This is a genomic window from Acinetobacter sp. CAU_H_78 (genome assembly GCF_058599365.1).
Window position 1 is genome coordinate 2,122,272 of record NZ_CM178652.1, and the last position, 13,696, is coordinate 2,135,967.

14 protein-coding genes are annotated in these 13,696 nt (G+C 40.8%); 7 read left to right on the forward strand and 7 right to left on the reverse strand.

The window, feature by feature from the left end:
- Positions 1 to 168: 168 nt before the first annotated feature.
- Complete coding sequence (gene mrdA, locus AC4MCD_RS10180) at positions 169 to 2,211, forward strand: penicillin-binding protein 2 (RefSeq protein ID WP_491876028.1); 2,043 nt, start codon at positions 169 to 171, stop codon at positions 2,209 to 2,211.
- A 3-nt stretch (positions 2,212 to 2,214) separates the two neighbouring features.
- Entirely contained in the window at positions 2,215 to 2,772 is a 558-nt protein-coding gene (gene rsmD / locus AC4MCD_RS10185) for a 16S rRNA (guanine(966)-N(2))-methyltransferase RsmD (RefSeq protein ID WP_125278716.1), read from the forward strand.
- 75 nt (positions 2,773 to 2,847) lie between these two features.
- Here rsmD and AC4MCD_RS10190 read toward each other — a convergent pair whose 3' ends face one another.
- The gene (locus AC4MCD_RS10190; protein WP_004782913.1) at positions 2,848 to 3,054 is read right to left on the reverse strand and encodes a hypothetical protein; all 207 of its coding nucleotides are present in this window, start codon (positions 3,052 to 3,054) and stop codon (positions 2,848 to 2,850) included.
- A 245-nt stretch (positions 3,055 to 3,299) separates the two neighbouring features.
- Here AC4MCD_RS10190 and AC4MCD_RS10195 point away from each other — a divergent pair, with 245 nt between their 5' ends.
- The 3 genes from AC4MCD_RS10195 (at position 3,300) to AC4MCD_RS10205 (ending at position 5,351) form a co-directional block, all read left to right on the forward strand.
- Complete coding sequence (locus AC4MCD_RS10195) at positions 3,300 to 4,049, forward strand: sulfite exporter TauE/SafE family protein (RefSeq protein WP_491876857.1); 750 nt, start codon at positions 3,300 to 3,302, stop codon at positions 4,047 to 4,049.
- Between the two features lie 85 nt (positions 4,050 to 4,134).
- Positions 4,135 to 4,896, forward strand: coding sequence for a 3-oxoacyl-ACP reductase (locus AC4MCD_RS10200; protein WP_491876029.1), 762 nt, complete (start codon positions 4,135 to 4,137; stop codon positions 4,894 to 4,896).
- A gap of 131 nt (positions 4,897 to 5,027) precedes the next feature.
- Positions 5,028 to 5,351 (forward strand): hypothetical protein, encoded by a 324-nt coding sequence (locus AC4MCD_RS10205; protein ID WP_034170495.1) that lies wholly within the window; start codon positions 5,028 to 5,030, stop codon positions 5,349 to 5,351.
- 64 nt (positions 5,352 to 5,415) lie between these two features.
- On the opposite strand, the gene AC4MCD_RS10210 is transcribed toward AC4MCD_RS10205, so the two are convergent.
- Positions 5,416 to 5,994: a 1-acyl-sn-glycerol-3-phosphate acyltransferase gene (locus AC4MCD_RS10210; RefSeq protein WP_419363317.1), complete on the reverse strand. Its 579-nt coding sequence runs from the start codon at positions 5,992 to 5,994 to the stop codon at positions 5,416 to 5,418.
- A gap of 309 nt (positions 5,995 to 6,303) precedes the next feature.
- On the opposite strand from AC4MCD_RS10210, the gene AC4MCD_RS10215 reads away from it, so the two are divergent.
- Complete coding sequence (locus AC4MCD_RS10215) at positions 6,304 to 7,488, forward strand: putative periplasmic lipoprotein (protein WP_491876030.1); 1,185 nt, start codon at positions 6,304 to 6,306, stop codon at positions 7,486 to 7,488.
- Between the two features lie 38 nt (positions 7,489 to 7,526).
- Here AC4MCD_RS10215 and AC4MCD_RS10220 read toward each other — a convergent pair whose 3' ends face one another.
- The gene (locus AC4MCD_RS10220; RefSeq protein ID WP_419363314.1) at positions 7,527 to 8,681 is read right to left on the reverse strand and encodes a helix-turn-helix transcriptional regulator; all 1,155 of its coding nucleotides are present in this window, start codon (positions 8,679 to 8,681) and stop codon (positions 7,527 to 7,529) included.
- Between the two features lie 230 nt (positions 8,682 to 8,911).
- On the opposite strand from AC4MCD_RS10220, the gene AC4MCD_RS10225 reads away from it, so the two are divergent.
- Positions 8,912 to 9,418, forward strand: coding sequence for a copper resistance protein NlpE (locus AC4MCD_RS10225; protein WP_491876031.1), 507 nt, complete (start codon positions 8,912 to 8,914; stop codon positions 9,416 to 9,418).
- 70 nt (positions 9,419 to 9,488) lie between these two features.
- On the opposite strand, the gene groL is transcribed toward AC4MCD_RS10225, so the two are convergent.
- The 4 genes from groL to AC4MCD_RS10245 all read right to left on the reverse strand — a co-directional run bounded on the left by groL (position 9,489) and on the right by AC4MCD_RS10245 (position 13,357).
- Complete coding sequence (gene groL / locus AC4MCD_RS10230) at positions 9,489 to 11,123, reverse strand: chaperonin GroEL (protein WP_005234685.1); 1,635 nt, start codon at positions 11,121 to 11,123, stop codon at positions 9,489 to 9,491.
- A 69-nt stretch (positions 11,124 to 11,192) separates the two neighbouring features.
- A complete protein-coding gene (locus AC4MCD_RS10235) occupies positions 11,193 to 11,483 on the reverse strand; it encodes a co-chaperone GroES (RefSeq protein ID WP_004646315.1) in 291 nt (96 codons plus the stop codon).
- 178 nt (positions 11,484 to 11,661) lie between these two features.
- The gene (locus AC4MCD_RS10240; RefSeq protein ID WP_491876032.1) at positions 11,662 to 12,438 is read right to left on the reverse strand and encodes a metallophosphoesterase family protein; all 777 of its coding nucleotides are present in this window, start codon (positions 12,436 to 12,438) and stop codon (positions 11,662 to 11,664) included.
- Positions 12,419 to 13,357, reverse strand: coding sequence for a diacylglycerol/lipid kinase family protein (locus AC4MCD_RS10245; protein ID WP_125278724.1), 939 nt, complete (start codon positions 13,355 to 13,357; stop codon positions 12,419 to 12,421). The genes AC4MCD_RS10240 and AC4MCD_RS10245 overlap by 20 nt, the downstream gene beginning before the upstream one ends.
- Between the last annotated feature and the right edge of the window lie 339 nt (positions 13,358 to 13,696).

Genomic DNA, 13,696 nt, shown 5'->3' on the forward strand with positions numbered 1-13,696 from the left:
CAGAATTATTAAAACTCTTGTATACAGCACTTTACAATTTTCATGTCTGCAAAGTCAAAGTTTAAACACAGGAATTGCTACAGCCAGTTTTTCATTATCAAATCCCGTACAGTTGCGCTAGAATACTCCACTTTGATTCCTTTCCCTCTGGTCTTAAGTCGATCGCGTATGAAGCAGCACTTTCCTTTAAAAAATGCACAACAAGAAAAGCGCATCTATAGCAGTCGGGTCTGGATCTCTGTAGGTATTGTGATTTTCTTTATGCTGCTGCTGGTCAGCCGCTATGCCTATTTGCAAATTTTTAATTTTGAAACCTTCTCTACGGCTTCTGACCAGAACCGTATTCGCCTGCAGCCCTTAGCGCCCGCACGCGGCTATATTTATGATCGTAACGGTATTTTACTTGCCGATAATTACCCGGTTTTTACAGCTACCTTAAGCCGCGCCGATGTTCAAGATATTGATGATACGCTGAAGCGTCTTACGCCGATTTTAGAATTAACCGAAGAAGATATTGAACGTTTTCAGGCCCGAATCAAGACAGCACGTAAAACTGAACGGGTATCGATCAAGCTGAATCTGAATGAAAATGATATTGCCCGTTTTAGTGAAGTAAAATATCTATTTCCGGGCGTCAATATTGAAACTCAGATGACGCGTTACTATCCGCATGGTGAACTCTTCGCACATGTGATTGGTTATGTCGGCCGTATTAATGACAAAGAACTCAAAGAAATTGATAAGGATCTCTATGCCGGGTCTAACCTGATCGGGAAAATCGGGGTAGAAAAATACTATGAAGATCTCTTACATGGTGTGCCGGGTAATGAGTCGGTAGAAGCTGATGCTTTCGGTAATGTCCTGCGCCACTTAGGCCGTAAAGAGCCGGTACGTGGTAATGATCTGTATTTGTCATTGGATTATGGTCTACAAACCATTGCCACAGAGCAACTGGCGGGTCGCCGTGGCGCCATTGTCGCGATTGACCCACGTACAGGTGAAATTTTGGCACTGGTTTCCAGTCCAAGTTTTAACCCTAATTTATTTGTCACCGGGATTAGCAGTAAAGACTATTCAGGCCTTCGTGACAGTTTAGATCAACCACTTTATAACCGTGCTGTTCAAGGGGCTTATCCTCCAGGTTCAACGATCAAACCGATGTTTGGTATGGGCGGTCTGCATTATGGACTAGTCGACTGGAGTACAGCGATTTCTGACCCGGGCTACTTTACCTTACCGGGCGATAGTCACCGCTTCCGTGACCATAAAAAAACCGGTCATGGTGCTGTGAATCTACATAAAGCTCAAGTGGTGTCCTGCGACACCTATTTCTATGTCATGTCCTATCGGATGGGCATTGAAAAAATGAATAGCTGGATGCGCCAGTTCGGCTTTGGCGAAAAAACCGGTGTGGATTTACCAAGTGAAAGCTCAGGACTCTATCCAAGTCCGGAATGGAAAATGCGTACCCGTAAATCCAAATGGTCACGTGGTGAAACCATTTCAGTGAGTATTGGTCAGGGTGCATTTACCGCCACACCATTACAGCTCGCTATGGCAACTGCTATTACGGCGAATCAAGGCTCACATGTTACGCCTCACGTACTGCGTGAAAGTAAAGGGGCAAAACCTTTTACCGTACATAATGCTACCAATGGTAAAATCGACTTTAACGGTCAACCAGACGACTGGATCAAAATGCGTGATGCGATGATCGATGTGGTTCAGTCAGGTACAGGTCGCGGAATCCGCACACCGATGTATCAAATCGCAGGTAAAACCGGTACGGCACAGGTGAAAAGTATTGCGCAAGGTAAGCGCTATAATGAAGCCCTGCTGACTGAACGCCAACTGGATCATGGTCTATTTGTGGGTTTTGCACCTGCTGAAGCCCCTGAAATTGCAGTAGTCGTTGTCTGGGAAAATGGTCGACATGGTGGTTCTGCTGCACAACTGGCTAAACCGTTATTTGATTACTGGTTACTGTCTCGCGATAAAAATCCAATTCACCCTGCCGGCCATCAAATTAGTGGCGGTCTCATGACAGCAGGTATTAAACCGGGTGAATTGCCAAGTGGACCGAATCTGTTAAGTGCTGATCCGAATGCGACCCCAACGCAAGAAGGCAGTCAGGCGACCCACGCACAGCCAAACAATCCGCAACCTGCAACTTCTCGCTCTGCTCCTGCAGCCAATGACGATCAGGAATAATTCATGAAAAACCAACTTAGAATTATTGGCGGTGACTGGAAACGCCGTCAATTGGCTTTTGCCAGTATCGAAGGATTACGCCCCACACCTGACCGTGTGCGTGAAACTTTATTTAACTGGCTGATGTGGGATGTCCAGAATGCCTGTGTCTTGGATCTTTGTACAGGTTCAGGCGCTTTATCTTTTGAAGCATTATCACGTGGTGCAGCTTCAGTGGTGATGATTGAACCTGATCGTACTCAGGCGCAATTCCTCACCCAAAATCTGGAATTACTCAAAGTCACCAAAGCACGTGCGCAACTTAAAATTGCGACAGCACAACAAGCATTAACCAGCCTGAAACAGCAGTTTGATCTGGTCTTTCTAGACCCGCCTTATAGTCTGGATCTATGGGAAACTCTGGCTGCTCAAGCTGATCCACTGATCAAAGAAGATGGTTTTATCTATGTAGAAGCCGATCGTGAACTCAGCACATTGAAGCTGCCAAGTTCATGGCGTTTAGTTAAAAATACCAAAGCCGGTACAGTACGCGCAGGGCTGTATCAGAAAAAAGCGGCTTAAAACCTACTTATATTAAACACTCAAATAAAAAAGGATTCCTTAAAGAAATCCTTTTTTATAAATGGAAGGTAATAGTTAACGATTACGACGCCAGTCCCGATCACCTCTGTCACGTTTCCAGTCACGATGATCTTTATGTTTTTTCCAATCCTTATCACCACGATCCCGATCATAATGTCCATTACGATCATGATGACCGCGATAACCTTCATCCCAAGGATCAACCACACAGCCTGTTAGCGCTACTGCCAATACAGATGACAGTAATATCATTTTTTTCATGTTCATCACCTCTATACCGCACTCAATTAGTATCAAGTGATTTCATGAAGAGTACGCGGAGCCATTGTTACACTCTTGTATGATTTTGTTCATTTTCCATACTTAATTAAAGGATTTGTCTCGGATTTAATAAAAAACCATTTATGCATATTTACACTTAGATTCGCATAAATACAGCTAAGGATTTACTTGGTTTTTCTGGCCATATTTTGAATACTACAAACTTTTCCAATGCCCTGATTTTTATGACCTGGCTACTCTTTATTCTTGGTGCAATTATCGCAGGATTTGTACAGGGACTTACCGGTTTTGCTTTTGCATTAATTGCCATGTCATTCTGGGTATGGGGATTGAGTCCTCAACTTGCTGCGCCCTTAGTGGTTTTTGCCTCGGTGTGGAGTCACCTCATTTCATTATCCAATGAACCTAGACTTCCTCATCTGCACCGAACCTTATATCTACCTTATTTAATTGCTGGTCTGATCGGTGTCCCACTCGGCACCTGGTTACTGAATATCGTTGAAGCGGGTACTTTTCGTATTTTGCTGGGTATATTTCTCGTGATCTGGTGTCCACTGATGTTGCTTAATCCACAGATTAAATTGATTCAGCATTCAGGTAAAACTGCGGATGCAGGGATTGGTTTGGCTGGTGGCATTTTAGGAGGTTTAGGGGGATTCTGTGGTTCTGTCCCCTCTGCCTGGTTAATGCTGAAACAGCTGCCGAAAGAACAGCAACGCTATATATTGCGTCATTTTAATTTTGCCATACAGGTGTTTACCTTAGCCGCCTATTTACTGCAAGGCACCTTAAATCAGACTCACCTCCCCTATATAGCGGTACTCATTCTGGCTGTAAGTATTCCCGCTATTTTAGGCGCACGTCTGTTTCATCAAATTTCAGAATTACGTTTTAAACAGATTGTCTTAGGCTTGCTCTTCAGCTCGGGCTGCTTTCTCCTGATCAAAGAAGGCATTGACTCATTTGCGCGATAGAGCAGCTCTAGAGCCTTACATCACTTTGCTTTCAGCCCTATTGCTGTTATGTTAGCCCGGATGATTCTCTAGGCGGATATAAGCGATGCAAATTCGTGATCAAATTGTACTTGTGACTGGTGGTGCCCGTGGATTGGGACTAGCCATTACCCAGCTTCTGATTCAGGAAGGTGCACGTGTAGTGGTGAATTACCATAGCAGCAAAACCCAAGCTGAAGCTTTGCAAAATCAGTATCCTGATCAGGTCTTTGCCTATCAGGCAGATGTAACACAAGCTGATCAGGTACAAGCTTTATTCGCTGCCAGCAAGGCCCATTTTGGAGAAGCCATCCATTCCGTTATTAATAATGCGCTGGTGCAATTTGAGTTTAATGGTGATGAGCGACCTAAAGTTGAAGATCTGACCTGGGAAAGCATATCCCGTCAGTTTAGTGGAGCAGTTCAGGCCTGTTTAAATACAACACAAGCTGCATTAGAAGATATGAAACAGGCACATTTTGGTCGTATCGTGAATATTGGGACTAACCTGGTTCAAAACCCCGTCGTTCCTTATCATGATTATACGACTGCGAAAGCGGCTCTATTGGCCTTTACCCGAACTACTGCGCAAGACCTGGGTCAGTATGGGATTAATGTGAACATGCTTTCAGGCGGATTACTGCAAACCACAGATGCAAGTAAAGCAACACCTGACTTTGTCTTTGACCTGATTGCTCAATCCACTCCTCTGCGCCGCGTGATTACGCCTGAAGAATTTGCATCCGCTATTTTAATGTTCCTGTCACCTTATTCACGTGCAGTGACAGGTCAAAACCTGATTGTCGATGGCGGACTGGTTAAAGGTTAAAGATCGCAAAGGAAGAATGAGATTCTAAATTTCATTCTTCTATTTTTTGACCAGTTGTTGAATAAAACTACTTTTGCATAGCGCATTTACTTCTACAATAGTGCGCTCCCCATCAAAGTTCATCTTTTTCTATGAAACTCCTAACGGCATTGCTCAGTAGCATGTTACTGGCAGGTTGTATGTCCAATGATCTTAAAAAGTCAGAACAGCTTCTGCAAAACTTCAATTGTGCCAAGATTGATACAGCGCAAATGCCACACAGTAGTATGACGGATTATTATCAACACATGCTGTACAGCAGCAAAACCAAGGTCGAGTCTTATATTGAGCAATATCATCAAGGTGAAGAGCTTTTTGACCTGCCTTTATATGAAGTGGTAGAACAGCAATACAATCTTTATAAAGATGCCTGCCAGAATCTGGGGGGAATTTTATCTGAAGAGAATCAAAATTAAATTCGGTATTTATATATCGTACAGAAAAGCAGAGTCCATCCCTCTGCTTTTATTTTTCCTGAAATTAAAAATAGCGTTGATCAATACTGAATTTTTCAGGAAATTTAGGTTCAATATTGGCATAGAACGCCATGATCTCAGCCATATCCTGTTCATAATTTCCTGTTGGATAAATGATTTTACCTACACCCGCTTCTTTTTTCGCATAATCCATATAAGCCAGCGCAATCGGCACACCCGCATTGATCGCCACATGATAAAAACCGGTTTTCCATTGTTCCTGACGGGCGCGTGTACCTTCTGGTGTAACCAGCATCACCAGTTTAGGATGCTCTTTAAATAAATCTGTCATAACCTGAACCATGCTTAGACGAGGCTCACCCGGTTGTTTGGGACGACGGTCAATACCAATTCCACCCATTGCACGTACAAAAGGCCCAAATGGAAACTTCATATAGCTGTCTTTAATGGTCAGACGTACATTCACTTTTAATGCTTTTAAGGCCAAACGTGCATATAGCGCGTCCCAGTTACTGGTATGTGGTGCTGCAATCATCACACATTGATCAAGGTCTTCAGGCCATTGGTCATCGGTTTTCCAGCCCATTAAATTTAAAGTTTTCTCAGCTAAATTTTCAAACACAGCTACATCACAATCATTGTCAAAATTTCGCCACAGTCTAACAATGCAGCAGAATATAGATAGTGCATCCTGATCAATAAATCACCAATTAATATATATTTGTATTTTTAAACTTTGGGAAGAATTTTCAATTTATTGTTATTTGAATATTTCTTCTTTCACTTCCTATTGCAAGCTCACTCTTTTAAACAAATAGTGAGTTCAATTTATTTTACTGATTTATATATTTTTCTATCCTAATTTTAGGATATGTCGATTTTAGCTTTCTTTCTATACTTCGCTGACATAATAAATTCCAGGAAGATTTTCATGAAAAAGACTTTAATTTGTCTTGCCTTAGCGGGGTTACTTACAGCATGTGGCGGTTCAGATAATGATCGTACAGAGGGTTCATCACCTGTTCCACCTACAGCTCCGGTCGGGACCGAAACTGGTGTACTGACAGATGGAATTATCTCAGGGGTAACATATATCACCAGCAGTGGTGCTGAAGGGGTTACTAATGAAAAAGGCGAATTTAAATTTAATGACGGAGAAAAGGTTAAATTCCTGATTGGTGACGTACAATTAGGCCAAGAAATTGAAGCTAAAGAACGTGTTACGCCTTTAGATTTAGCACAAACTGAATATGCACGTACCAACCTGATGGTGCTTTTACAGTCTTTAGATACAGATAGTAATCATGACAATGGGATTAGCATCAGTACCGAAACTGCTAATGCCCTTCTTAATAAGAGTTTAGATTTTTCTAAGGCCCCTACAGCTTTTGCTACAGACATAGTATCAACAGGCGTAGTTACCACAGAAAAATTGATTACACCTGAAAAAGCTGCAGAAAACTTCCAGTCAACTTTCTATAAAGACATCGCCGGTACTTGGGAAATTGGCCGTAATGCAAACAGCGCTGTACTGATCCATATTTTAGAAGATGGCCGTTATGCCTTAGGTCAAGCAGAAGCTGCTGACGGTGATGGAACACCTGGCATTGAAACTGGAGAGTTAAACTGGAACGCAACTACAAGCGTGATTTCACCGCGCATTATTCAAGACAGTAATGGTGAATGGGGACTCTCAAATCCTGCAGAAGGCAAACCTTATACCTTAAACTATGATGGAACGACCTTAATTCTGACAGAACCTGGGATCAATACCGAATACCGTTTAAGCCGCGTCAAACAGTCTGCTAATGGTCTGGTAGGTGCATGGAGATTCAGTGACACCCATTTATTTGCCTTCTTTGACACAAACTATTATTTCTTCCTGGACACTGAAGGCGGAGATGATTGTGGCTGGCCTGGAATTGAATATGGCAAATTTACTCTTTCAGGTAATACACTCACAACCACTGAAGTTTTATTCGATACCAATGAATGTGGCGGATTACAAGACAGTTCCGATGGCAGCAAGACCATTGCAAACATCAATGTATCGGCTGAAACTCTGATATTGCATCCACAAGGTGAAGGTCCTGTAACATTACAGCGCGTTAGATAATGAGCACAGCCTACCTAAAGAATTATCTTTAGGTAGGTTTAATTAATATGTTCAAAATGAATCGTACATCCCATCAATAAGTGCATTAGCTCAATTTGTGAAGTGCAATCAGTTTTCTCATAAATATTCTTAAAATAAGTTCGTACTGAACTTAAAGTGATCCCACATTTTGTCGCAATTTCTTCTAATTTGTAGCCATTGATTAAAAGCTCACACAAATCAAATTCACGTTTCGACAGTTGATATGCTTGCTGTAAATAAGCTCTGGATAATGAATAATGCCGATTTTTGTCTGTCATAAATACGGCAATCTGATGCTGAGCTTCAGAAAATTGCTGCATCTTTTTTAATCTTTTAAAAGGCACAACAGTGAGCATCAATTGCTGTCCTTTAGAATCCTGCAAAGCCAAGACTCCGCCTATTTCACTCGACATACTGGTATCTTCCAGCAAAGCACTGGATAGCAATCTTTCCAGACGTTCCTGATCACCTACCGGAGTTTTCAGGCGGTTATGCATATCCATTTCCAGACATGTTGAAGCTTCAATCATGCTTTGTGCGAGTGGATTTGAATAAGACAACTTGAGATCCTGATCCAGCAAAATAATACCGATTTTTAAACAGTCCAATACGGTATATAAGCTGATATTGTCTTGTTGTACTAAACTGATTTGCCGATGAATCTGTAAAGAGCGACGCAAATGTATACCGATCCGTTTGAGAAAATTCAGTTCAGTCGCTTCAAAACCTTGAGTATGCGGAGCACGATGTAGTCCCATGACTGCCCAGCGATAATTTCCTCTGTCCAGCAATACTCCCGCCATATACCCTATCCCTGTAGGCTTAAGGCATTTTTCATAAAAGATATACTGTTCTGTTCCAGGTTGATCTGCATAATGACGGCAGTCCTGATTAAGTGCCTTCCCCATATCAATTTCATTCCATAAAGGCATATGCAGCTTCATGTCAATGACCCGAATTCGTTCATCCTGATAAGCAGCCAGACTTTCTTCCGGAATATTGTAAGTATAAACAAAGTCATAGGCAGGATTGAATTGATCAAGACCGGTAAAAATAGCACTATGACTCTGGGTATATTGCACAATATCCTGGATGACCTCCAGCCATAAAGCAGGCAATAAAGCAGCATCATAAATTTTCGCGATGATATTATTTTCCTGTTCTGCTTTCATGACCGCTCTTTTTAATAATTATTTCTATCAAATCATAACCTTAAGGTTTATAAAATAAAACTAAAGAAAACCAATCGCTTATTTTGTATTTTAATTATCTTAGTTTCTCATCTACATATATTTAATCCGTTTCACTTAACGAATCAATTTTTAACAAGATCTCTCTGTATATTGATAGCTCATACTTCTAATGTAAACTCTAGAACAGAAGAACAAGAGGATGATCTTCAATGAAAAAAATACTATGGCCTGCTTTATTGGTAGTAACGGTTACTAGTTTAAGTGCATGTTCTAAACAGAATGACCGCGATATGGCCAGTGCAGATACTCAATCTAATACCACAAATGCTCCTGTTACTACAGAGACTACAAATAGTCAAAGCAACATGAGTACTGAGATGACCAGTAATGCTACTGTTAACTCAAACTGGGTAGGTGAATATGAAGGTGTTTTCCCGTGTGCTGACTGCGAAGGGATTAAAGTTGAACTAGATCTTAATCCTGACAAAACTTATGAATTAAGTGAGGAATATTTAGGTAAAACTGGAAATAATGAAACTGAAACCAAAGGTAGCTTCACTTTCGATCCTCAACAACCTTCTATTATCGTCCTAGATGGAAAAGCTGAAAACCGGAAGTTTTATGTAGGTGATAATTTCGTTGAAGCTCGTGATATAGAAACAGGTAAGGAAATACAGAGCAATCTGAATTACAAATTAGTTAAAAAATCCCCTTAATCATTTTGTAACTTAATAAAAAATCCCCGCAAATGCGGGGATTTTTTACATCATATGATCGAACGATGAATTACATCATACCGCCCATACCACCCATGCCACCCATATCAGGCATAGCTGGTTTTTCTTCTGGGATTTCAGTGATCATACATTCAGTTGTCAACATCAAGCCAGCAACAGAAGCTGCATGCTCAAGTGCAGAACGAGTTACTTTCGCAGGATCCAAGATACCCATTTCCAGCATGTCACCGTATTCGCCTGTCGCAGCGTTATAGCCATAGTTACCTTCACCGTTCTTCACAGCATTGATCACTACAGATGGCTCATCACCAGCATTGGCTACGATTTGACGAAGAGGAGCTTCGATTGCACGACGAAGAATGTTGATACCTACGTTTTGGTCATCGTTAGCACCAGTCAAACCATCAAGTGCAGATGCAGCACGTACCAGTGCAACACCACCACCTGCAACAACACCTTCTTCAACCGCAGCACGAGTTGCGTGAAGCGCATCGTCTACACGGTCTTTCTTCTCTTTCATTTCAACTTCAGTTGCAGCACCGATTTTGATGACTGCTACACCGCCTGCCAATTTAGCAACGCGTTCTTGAAGTTTTTCTTTGTCGTATTCAGAAGTAGATTCTTCGATTTGAGCACGAATTTGTTGTACACGTTCAGAAATCTGATTTGCATCACCAGCACCATCAACAATCACTGTATTTTCTTTAGATACAGTTACTTTATGTGCAGTACCTAAGTGTTCAAGTGAAGTTTGATCTAACTGCATACCGATTTCTTCAGAAATCACAGTACCGCCAGTCAGGATCGCAATATCTTGAAGCATTGCTTTACGACGGTCACCGAAACCAGGTGCTTTAACCGCACATACTTTGATAATGCCGCGCATGTTGTTTACTACAAGTGTAGCCAACGCTTCGCCTTCAACATCTTCAGCGATGATAAGAAGAGGCTTACCAGTTTTCGCAACAGCTTCCAGAACAGTGATCAATTCACGGATGTTGCTAATTTTCTTGTCAACCAATAGGATGTATGGGTTTTCAAGTTCAGCAGTTAAAGTGTCTTGTTTGTTTGCGAAGTATGGAGAGATATAACCACGGTCAAACTGCATACCTTCTACAACATCAAGCGAATCTTCGAAGCCTGAACCTTCTTCAACAGTGATTACGCCTTCTTTGCCCACTTTCTCCATTGCTTGTGCAATCAGAGAACCAACAGTGGTGTCAGAGTTTGCAGAAATCGAACCGACTTGCTCAATCGCTTTAGAATCAGAAGCTGGTTTTGCAGTTTGTTTAATATTTTCAACAACAGTTTTCACTGCAAGGTCGATACCGCGTTTCAGATCCATTGGGTTCATACCCGCAGTTACTGACTTGATCCCTTCGTTTAGGATTGCTTGAGCCAATACAGTTGCAGTTGTTGTACCGTCACCTGCGATATCATTGGTTTTTGAAGAAACTTCACGAACCAGTTGCGCACCCATGTTTTCGAATTTGTCTTTCAGGGTGATTTCTTTCGCAACAGATACACCATCTTTAGTGATGTGCGGTGCACCGAAAGAACGGTCGATTACAACGTTACGGCCTTTAGGACCTAAAGTCACTTTCACCGCATCTGCAAGGATGTTTACACCAGCGATCATTTTTGAACGAGCTGAATCACCAAATTTTACGTCTTTAGCTGACATATTTGACTCCGAATATTGTTGTATCTTTACAAAATCTGAATTGGAATGAGTAAAACGATCTGGCGCAGATTAAGCTTCTAATACTGCCAGAATGTCAGACTCTTTCATGATTAAAAGTTCTTCGCCGTTTACTTTTACAGTTGTACCTGCATAAGTGCCGAACAATACTTTGTCGCCAACTTTTACGTCTAACGCGCGTACGCCATTGTCAGTGATTTGACCATTACCAACTGCAATGATTTCACCTTGTGCAGGTTTTTCAGCAGCAGAACCTGGAAGTAAGATGCCCCCAGCTGTTTTTGTTTCTTCTTCAACACGACGAATAACAACGCGGTCATGTAATGGACGAATGTTGCTCATAAATAACTCCATCAGACTAAGTCTTTTTTAGATCACCGATGACGACTTATTTATTCCATTGGTCATCATCAAAATTTTTTGATGTCCTTTTTATGGAGATGGAATAAAACGCTTCAAGGGCAAAAATGAAAAAAAATTGGTTTTTTTTTAATTTTTTGATGGATTGCGTATTTTTTGTCTATTTATTTATGGGATCAGGCTGTGGAACAAAGGTTTTTAACTGCTCATCAAAACAATATTGAGTAATTTTTCCTGTTTCATCAATTGCATTAAAGCTATTCGGCTGATTCTTATGGAGTCGATGCGACGCAGAAGTCCCGGCATGGACGTCATAAACCGGATGATCTCCTCCCAATTCGAATATACGGTTCAAATCATAGACTGCGGTACGATGCAAATGCCCATGCAATACAGCAAACAGACCATGTTGCGACCAAAACTCCAATGCAATTTTGGCCATCAGGGGAATATCCTTAAAACCCCGCCTATTCTGAAATGGCACATAAAAAGGTTGATGACTGACAATAATCTTGATTTTGGAAGCAGGCGCCTGCTGTAGTTTCAGGTCAATCCTTTGAATCTGCTCAAGTGATAGATGACCTTTAGTATGATATCGACGTCTAATCGAATTTACCCCAATCAGATAAAAATGTTCGGTTTCTAAAACAGGCTCTAGTTCACCAAAAAATAATTGATAACGGGTAAATGGAGTAAATAACCGATTCCATAAATGATAAAGTGGAATGTCATGATTCCCTGGGATCACAAGATAAGGCGTATTCAACTGATCCAGAAACCGTTTACAGGCAAAAAACTGCCCCAAACGTGCTCGCTGGGTGAGATCGCCGCTGACTACCACCGCTTCCAATGGATGATCCCGACAAAATTGCTGGATGGCTTCCAAACATTCAGGTCTTTCTGTACCAAAATGCAGATCAGAGAGATGCAGAATCATGCGGCACCATTACACTTAAACTATTTTTTAAAACTGAAATATTTAAAGGTGGTGTCATTTCTACCGTTTCTCCATCTATAGCTACCATTAATTTCTTACGTTTAGACTCAATTCGCACCTGATCTGCAGCAAAACTATAAACATCTGAGGCTTGATCAATCTTGCCCCGAATTAACTGATATACCAGCTTAAATAAAGTCAGTTTGTCACTTTTGGAGACCACAACCCCAGCCACCTTCCCTTGCTCAGCAGCTTGGGCAATCCGCATTTTCATGTCTGCTAACTGTAGTGGATTATTGCCAAAGAAAATCAGTGGAGTTTTGACCGGATATTTCTTCTGATCTACCCAGATTTCCAGTTTTAATTCTTTACGGTCACGAATCAACACATCGAGTGCTGAGGTATAGGCATGTAAAGGGAAACGGCCAAAAATACGATTATAGTCTTCACGTTTTTTAATAAATAAGGGATATAAACCCAGACTAGCATTGTTCAGGTAGATTTCCTGATTAATACGTGCTACATGGATACATTTGGTTTGGCCCGTTGCAATGACTTGTGCGGCTTCAACCAAATCTAAGGGAATATCCAGCAATCTTGCCGCATAGTTAAAAGTCCCTAAAGGCAATATTCCGACTGGAATATCAGTTTCAAGCAGGTGTTTGGCGACTGAATTGAGCGTTCCATCTCCTCCTGCTGCCACGACCACACCATGATCCGGCGATTGTTGATGCCGTTGCAATACTTCAGCAATCACTGTTTTGAACTGTTCTGGATCATTGATTTCAAAAGCTTTAGTCTCAAAATCATGCACTGCGAAAATATCTAGTAATTGCTCATATTTTTCTTGCTGGTCGAATAGACGAAAACCAGAATTATGATTATAAATAATAGATAAGGGTTTAGATTGATTAGACATTTTTTACACAGATTGATGCACACCTATTGGCATTTTGTCCAATTCATAAACAATTAATAGTTGCTTTATGTAAAATTCGAATGGTGACCATTTATTTAATCAATAACAAATATAACTGAACAATTTTAATTAAATATTTGATTTAAATAGAAATAATTAAAATAAATACCACACATAAAGCTAATAAATACATATTTAAGATTTTGAATTTATTTATATCTTATTGTTTTATATAAATTTAAACAGAAAATAGCATAATATTCCAAATAAAATCCAGCACTTCTTTAGTCTTATTTTTTTGATGATTTTATGCTTTAATACAGCCACTTTTTTTCATAT

Excerpts from the sequence above, each read along its gene's own strand:
- rsmD (WP_125278716.1), top strand. The coding sequence starts at position 2,215 with ATGAAAAACCAACTTAGAATTATTGGCGGTGACTGGAAACGCCGTCAA.
- AC4MCD_RS10205 (WP_034170495.1), top strand. The coding sequence starts at position 5,028 with ATGAAACTCCTAACGGCATTGCTCAGTAGCATGTTACTGGCAGGTTGT.
- AC4MCD_RS10220 (WP_419363314.1), bottom strand. The coding sequence starts at position 8,681 with ATGAAAGCAGAACAGGAAAATAATATCATCGCGAAAATTTATGATGCT.
- mrdA (WP_491876028.1), top strand. The coding sequence starts at position 169 with ATGAAGCAGCACTTTCCTTTAAAAAATGCACAACAAGAAAAGCGCATC.
- groL (WP_005234685.1), bottom strand. The coding sequence starts at position 11,123 with ATGTCAGCTAAAGACGTAAAATTTGGTGATTCAGCTCGTTCAAAAATG.
- AC4MCD_RS10235 (WP_004646315.1), bottom strand. The coding sequence starts at position 11,483 with ATGAGCAACATTCGTCCATTACATGACCGCGTTGTTATTCGTCGTGTT.
- AC4MCD_RS10190 (WP_004782913.1), bottom strand. The coding sequence starts at position 3,054 with ATGAAAAAAATGATATTACTGTCATCTGTATTGGCAGTAGCGCTAACA.
- AC4MCD_RS10245 (WP_125278724.1), bottom strand. The coding sequence starts at position 13,357 with ATGTCTAATCAATCTAAACCCTTATCTATTATTTATAATCATAATTCT.
- AC4MCD_RS10215 (WP_491876030.1), top strand. The coding sequence starts at position 6,304 with ATGAAAAAGACTTTAATTTGTCTTGCCTTAGCGGGGTTACTTACAGCA.
- AC4MCD_RS10200 (WP_491876029.1), top strand. The coding sequence starts at position 4,135 with ATGCAAATTCGTGATCAAATTGTACTTGTGACTGGTGGTGCCCGTGGA.
- AC4MCD_RS10240 (WP_491876032.1), bottom strand. The coding sequence starts at position 12,438 with ATGATTCTGCATCTCTCTGATCTGCATTTTGGTACAGAAAGACCTGAA.
- AC4MCD_RS10195 (WP_491876857.1), top strand. The coding sequence starts at position 3,300 with ATGACCTGGCTACTCTTTATTCTTGGTGCAATTATCGCAGGATTTGTA.
- AC4MCD_RS10225 (WP_491876031.1), top strand. The coding sequence starts at position 8,912 with ATGAAAAAAATACTATGGCCTGCTTTATTGGTAGTAACGGTTACTAGT.